General features: G+C 72.4%; 5 protein-coding genes. 2 read left to right on the top strand and 3 right to left on the bottom strand.

What is annotated here, in order from left to right; genetic code table 11:
* A partial coding sequence (locus AA75_RS31445; protein WP_033823729.1) for a glycosyl hydrolase family 28-related protein occupies nucleotides 1-2,189 on the bottom strand: 2,189 nt, incomplete at its 3' end.
* Nucleotides 2,190-2,505: 316 nt separating this feature from the next.
* Here AA75_RS31445 and AA75_RS31440 point away from each other — a divergent pair.
* On the top strand, nucleotides 2,506-2,700 hold the full coding sequence (locus AA75_RS31440; protein ID WP_033823726.1) for a DUF1918 domain-containing protein: 195 nt from the start codon (nucleotides 2,506-2,508) through the stop codon (nucleotides 2,698-2,700).
* A gap of 37 nt (nucleotides 2,701-2,737) precedes the next feature.
* The gene (locus AA75_RS31435; protein ID WP_051813845.1) at nucleotides 2,738-3,427 is read left to right on the top strand and encodes a DedA family protein; all 690 of its coding nucleotides are present in this window, start codon (nucleotides 2,738-2,740) and stop codon (nucleotides 3,425-3,427) included.
* Here the strand turns inward: AA75_RS31435 and AA75_RS31430 are convergent.
* Both AA75_RS31430 and AA75_RS31425 read right to left on the bottom strand, forming a co-directional pair.
* On the bottom strand, nucleotides 3,388-4,131 hold the full coding sequence (locus AA75_RS31430) for a PIG-L deacetylase family protein (RefSeq protein ID WP_033823725.1): 744 nt from the start codon (nucleotides 4,129-4,131) through the stop codon (nucleotides 3,388-3,390). The genes AA75_RS31435 and AA75_RS31430 overlap by 40 nt on opposite strands.
* 44 nt (nucleotides 4,132-4,175) lie before the next feature.
* Nucleotides 4,176-4,832 carry an NADPH-dependent F420 reductase gene (locus tag AA75_RS31425; RefSeq protein ID WP_033823724.1) on the bottom strand — a complete coding sequence of 219 codons (657 nt, stop codon included), beginning with the start codon at nucleotides 4,830-4,832 and terminating at the stop codon, nucleotides 4,176-4,178.
* Nucleotides 4,833-5,196 lie beyond the last annotated feature (364 nt).

Here is a 5,196-nt window from a genome sequence, read left to right as displayed (position 1 = left end):
GTCTCGCTGCGCGCACCCCAGGCCGCGGCCGGCGGCAGCTTCAGTGTCACCGAGCTCAGGTTCTGCAGGCAGCCGAGGTCGACCTGGACCCACTGCGGGAAGGCGTTGTTGGCGCTCTCCCAGTACGAGTCCGCGTTGCCGTCCACCACGTTGCCCGCGCCGTAGGTCTGCGTGGAACTGGACGCGGTCGCCGGGCGGCCCTGCGCCAGGTTGCCCGTGGTCGGGCAGGCCGGCGGCGTCGAGGGTGAGGAGGACGGTGACGGCGACGGGGAGTTGGACGGGGACGGGCTGGGCGAGGAGGTCCCCTGGCCGCCGCCCGGCACGCCGTCGTACGTCCAGACCGGTGCGGGCCAGGTGCCGGTGCAGGTGGAACCGGTGTTCCAGCCGGAGTTGCCGCCGCCGTCGGTGATCGCGAAGCCGGTGCCGACGCAGTTGTGGACCGGGGTGGCGGCCTGGGCGATGTTCTTCGCGGTCACGTTGGTGAACCGCATGGTGGCGTTGGCCTGGGCCTGGACGGCGTAGGTCCCGGCGCCGTTGATGGTGACGTTGGTGAAGTTGATGCCGTTGGCGGCGCCTTCGATGGTCTGGATCGCCTCGTAGGAGCTGTCCAGGATGTCGGTGTCGGTGATGTTGACGGTGGCGCCGGAGATCGGCTCGTTGAGGCCGCTGAACCAGACGGCACCGACCCCGAAGTTCCAGTTGAAGTCGCTGTTGCCGGTGCGGATCAGGGTGTTGCGGGCGGCGGTGATGGTGCCCGCGACGGCGGTGCCGCTGCCGGAGTTCACCCCGGGGTAGCGGTTGGCGATGTGCAGGCCGCCGCCGTTGGTGATGGTGTCGGACATGACGTTGTCCGAGATGGTGAAGTCCTTGCCGCCGTAGGTGACGATGTTGTTCGCCAGGATCGGCAGCACCACGGTGTTGTGGGTGAAGCTGTCGTTGACGTTCGGCTTGTCCTGCGGCCAGGAGGCCAGGCCGTCGTCGCCGGTGTTGCGCACGAAGGTGTTGGTGACGGTCGAGTTGGTGACGCCGGTGTGGAAGTTCACGCCGTCGGCGGTCTGGTCCAGGATCCGGCTGTTCCTGATGGTGAGCTGGTCCATCGGGCCGTCCATCCAGGCGCCGACCTTGGTGTGCTGGAGCCAGAGGTTGTCGATCACCGAGTTGGACATCGCGCCGCCGATGGCGTTGACCTGGTCCTCGTCGACCCGCTCGCGGATGTCGCCGATGATCGCGAAGTTCTTCAGCGTGACGCCCCGGCTCGGGCCGCCGCTGTTCACGTACTTGCCGTAGATCCCGGCCGCGTGCGAGCGGTTCACCGGGTCCCGGCCGCCGAGCACGCTGTACCAGGGGCCGGCGCCGGTGAGCGTCACGCCGTCCACGATCACGTGGTCGTAGAGGGTGAAGCTGCCCTGCGGGATGTAGACCGGCTTGCCCTGCGCCCGACCGGCGTCGACCGCCGCCTGGAACTTCGCGGTGGAGTCGGTGGCGCCGGTCGGGTCGGCGCCGAAGTCGGCGACCACGTCGAGCGCCCCGGCGGGCCTGGCGATCGGCGCGGCCACGTTCTCGAAGTCGGCCAGGTCGACGGTGAAGCTCGGCGACTGCGCGGTGGACGCCACCTGGAGGCGGATCTTCGTCCCGGCGGGGTAGGTCGTGCCCAGCAGGGTGCGGGTCTCGTCGTAGAAGTGGTGCGGGTTGGTGTCGCCCGGGTTGTTGTTGAACGGGTAACCACCGTAGTACCAGCTGTACTTGGACGTCACGTCGACGCTCTTCAGCCTGCTGCCGTTGACCAGCAGGTCGAGCGAGGCGTCCCGCCCCTTGCCGTCCGCGGTATCCGGCAGGCTGTAGCGGAAGTCGATGGAGTTGGCCGCCGCGGACAACGTGAACTCCACGTACTGGCCGGGCGCGTTCAGCGTGACGGCCTGCCGCCCGGAGGCCTCCGAGGGCAGGTGCCCGTAGAGCCGGTCGGGGCCGATGACGGTGCCGTTGGTGGCCGCGTACTCGGCCTCCTGCTCGACGAACGGGACCGTGGCGCCACGACCGGGCACGGCGAGCGGCGACAGCGCGGGAACGCCGGCGGCGTGCGCCGCCCCGGCGTTGGCCAGTACGGCGGTCAGCAGTCCGGCGGCGCCCAGCGCGGTCGCGGTGAGCGCCGCGACGGTACGGGATCCGCGGGTTCGGGGTGGTGGCTGCATCTGCGGCTGCACATCCTTGCGGCTCGGTGGGGGAGAGCTCGGGGTGGGTGCACCCGGTGGCGGCCGTGGCCGCCCGGGCCTGCCGAGACTACGAGCCGCCGATGCAGGAAGTCCATACACGTGCGCAAAAACAGGACGACTGTCTGCAAGATTCAGCGCACACCCGGAAGTCGACGCGCGCGTCAGACCCCGCCGCACCGCACGGCCCGATCCCCGCGCCACGCCGGAGGGGCACGCCATTGCGCCGGGCAGCCGGGCGCAGCACAGTGGAAGACACCAGTCCGTCCGACTTCCCGGAGCAGAGCAGGAGCACAGCATGCAGGCCATGGTTGGCGACCGGCTCCACATCCACAGCAGGTCAGTGGGCATGGAGGACCGGCAAGGCGAAATCATCGAAGTCCGGGGGGCCGACGGTGCCCCGCCGTACCTGGTCCAGTTCGAGGACGGCCACGAGGGTCTGATCTACCCCGGGCCCGACACCAGCATCGAACCGCACCTGGAACACCGGTAGTCCCCGCCCGGCCGGCGCCGGCCGGGAGCCGTCGACCATGACCGCCTCCCTGCCCGGCCCGCTGGCCCAACTGGCCCCGCTGCTGGACGACTACGGTTATCCGGCGGTGGGCCTCTTGGTGTTCCTGGACAACTGCGCCGTGCCCGTCCCGGGCCAGACCATCCTGGTGCTGGCCGCGGTCTACGCCGGCACCGGCCGCCTCTCCATCGCCGCCGTGGCGGTGATCGCCGTCCTGGCGGCCGTCGCCGGGGACTGCCTCGGCTACCTGATCGGCCGCCGCGGCGGCCCCGCCTTCGTCGGGCGCTGGGGCCGCTACCTGCGGCTCACCCCCGCGCGGATGGCCCGCGCCGAGCACTTCTTCGAACGGCGCGGCAGCCAGGTGGTGCTGGTCGCCCGGTTCGTGGACGGGCTGCGGCAGGCCAACGGCATCGTGGCGGGCGCCGCGCGGATGCCCTGGCACCGCTTCCTCGCCGCCAACGTCGCGGGCGCCGTGCTGTGGGTCGGCGTGTGGGCGGGCGCCGGCTACCTGGCGGGCGACAACATCGCCGCGCTGTACGACCGGGCCGTGCGCTACCAGGTCTACCTGCTGGCCGCGCTCGGTCTGCTGGTGCTCGCGCTGCCGGTCCGGTGGCTGCTGCGGCGCGGGCGGGCCGGGTCCGGCGCCCGGTCCCGCCGGCCCGGCGCCGCTCAGCCGCGCAGCGGTACCACCTCGAAGGACGACGCGTAGCGCACCCCGAGCCGCTCCCCCGTGGCCCGGCCGATCCCGTCCAGGAAGCCGCGCGCGTCGGCCATCGCCCCGCCGAGCCCGGCCAGGTACGCCCCGTGCGCCTCCAGCGAGGCCACCCCGCGGTCGAAGTGCTCGCTGGTGTCCACCGCGTGCCGGGCCTGCGGCGAGGCGGCCGCCCAGACCTGGCGGACGCCGTCCCAGGGCTGGTGGCCCTCGGCGGTCAGCTCGCGGAACACCCAGCGGTTCCCGGCGTCCCGGGCAGCGTCCAGGGTGGCCCGGCCGGTGGCGATGTGGTCCGCCTGGTTGGGGAACGAGCCGAAGTAGGTGTCCCGGAAGTTGGTGGTAATCACGATCTCCGGCCGGTGCCGGCGGACCGCGCGGGCGATGTCCCGGCGCAGCGGCAGCCCGTACTCGACCGTGCCGTCCGGGTACCCGAGGAACTCGACGGTGTCGACGCCAACCAGGGCGGCGGAGGCGATCTGCTCCTGCTCCCGTACGGTGCGGCACTCCTGGGGGTCCATCGAGTCGATGCCCGCCTCGCCGCTGGTCACCATCACGTAGACCACCCGCTTGCCCTGGGAGGTCCACCGGGCGACGGCCGCGGCGGCGCCGTACTCCATGTCGTCGGGGTGGGCGACCACCGCGAGGGCGGTCCGCCAGTCCTCGTCGAGCGGTTCGAAGGGCGGTGGGCTCTGATCGGTCATCGGTGTCCCCGTGGGTGGTCGGTCGCGGTGGCGGGTGGCGGCGGTCAGTCGGCGGTGGTGATCGAGTAGTTGAAGTCGACGTGCCCGAAGTGCCGCATCAGGTCGAGCCAGAACGGCATCAGCATCTCCAGGCCGCGGGCCGCCGTGATGCCGCCGAGGTCGAGGACGGCGGCGCTCGGCCAGCCGAACTCCACCAGCAGGGCCCGTACCACGGCCTTGGCCTCGGGGTCCTCCCCGGCGATGAACAGGTTGTGGGTACCGGGCAGCCGGGCCGGGTCGACCATCACGTCGGCGTTGACCGTGTTGAGCGCCTTGACCACCCGGGCGTCCGGGAACTCCCGCTGGATCTGCTCGGCGACGCTGTCGGTGTTGACCGGGTCCAGGCTGACCTCGCCGGTGGCGGAGAAGACCAGCGGGTTGGAGACGTCGATCAGCACCTTGCCGGCCAGCGGTCCGGCGCCGGCCAGCCGCAGCGCCGAGAGCGCGACCGTGCCCGCGGTCGCATTGATCACCACCTCGCCGAAGTCGGCCGCCTCGGCGAAGGTCCCGGCGTGTCCGTACGGCCCGGAGCGGTCGGCCCACTCGTTGGCGGCGGCGTTGTCCTTGGTCCGGGAGCCGATCGTGACCTGGTGGCCGAGCGAGACCAGCTTCGCCGCCAGCGTCCGGCCCACGGTGCCCGTGCCGATTACTCCGAACCTCATCGATGCTCCCCAGTGCCGTTCCCGCGAAGGGCCTCCCGGTCGGTGGGCGGCTGCCCTCGACCCCTGCGCGAACCATAGCCCGGTGCGGCGCTGAGCCGGGGTCATATCCGCCGCCATGTCGGCCGGGCCGCCGCCGGAACGGGCGGCGAGGACGACGGGCCGCGAGGGCCTTTGACGCGCGGAGGGAAGGCGCTTACCGTCGTCCGCGACCGGAACGGCGGGCGCGATCCCGCCCGCGCCACCGTCCCCGTCCCGGTCCTCCCGGCTTGGAGGCCCCGATGGACACCGCCCCCGCGGCCGGCCCGGCCGCCGACGGACCGGCCGGCCGCCCCGGCGCCGCGCCCGCGCTGACCCGTCGCCGGCT

The sequence above is a fragment of the Kitasatospora sp. MBT63 genome (assembly GCF_000710465.2).
GTDB lineage: Bacteria > Actinomycetota > Actinomycetes > Streptomycetales > Streptomycetaceae > Kitasatospora.
The sequence above is the reverse complement of the archived record's forward strand: the minus strand, read 5'-3'. Positions and strand labels throughout refer to the sequence as shown.